At 43.3% G+C, this 594-nt stretch carries 1 protein-coding gene; it reads right to left on the bottom strand.

All coding sequences use genetic code 11. The annotated features are described in order from the left end of the window. Window positions 1–594 (bottom strand): IS4 family transposase (locus CWC18_RS20560; RefSeq protein ID WP_171041187.1); only part of this gene is annotated, 594 nt, incomplete at both ends.

Below are 594 nucleotides of genomic sequence, written 5' to 3' on the forward strand. Positions count from 1 at the left end.
ACCAGCACCGCATGGGTGTGATATTTTGCACTTTTGGTCAGTTCGACCTCGCCAAGATAGCAGCTCTTACGTCGATTACTTTTGAATAATGACTGGCATGATATAAAGTCGTTACTCTGCTGGGTTTTTAGGTGAACAGTACCACGCACTCGGCTGATGTAATGCCAGCCATTACTTCTTACGGCTTTGAGCCAAGGGACTTTAAACCCAGCGTCCGTCACAATCACAGGTCGACACTCACTCGGCAAGAGCAGCTTGAGCATTTTTAAGAAGTATTTTTGGATTTTTGGACAATGATACTGATAGCTAAAAGTACTTTTCTGATAGAGAGTTAGAGAGCGGCCTTCACTGACAATACTTGCTCGCAGAATACAGTGCTTGTTCTGAGTATCGGCATGGCTCCAGTCAACCAGAATAATGGGATGCTTTTCAGTAACAACAAAGCGGCTCAAACTGACATAAACAGATGTCGATTCACGCAACAGCTCATGGTTACTAAGGAGTCGGTCAATGCGTTTAATATCATGTTTTTCAGTTGTTTTTGACTCTAGATTACGACCGATGGAAGTCAATGTGCATTGTTGACAGGACAAA

Origin of the sequence: Pseudoalteromonas aurantia (assembly GCF_005886875.1) — a bacterium.
Classification (GTDB): domain Bacteria; phylum Pseudomonadota; class Gammaproteobacteria; order Enterobacterales; family Alteromonadaceae; genus Pseudoalteromonas; species Pseudoalteromonas aurantia_A.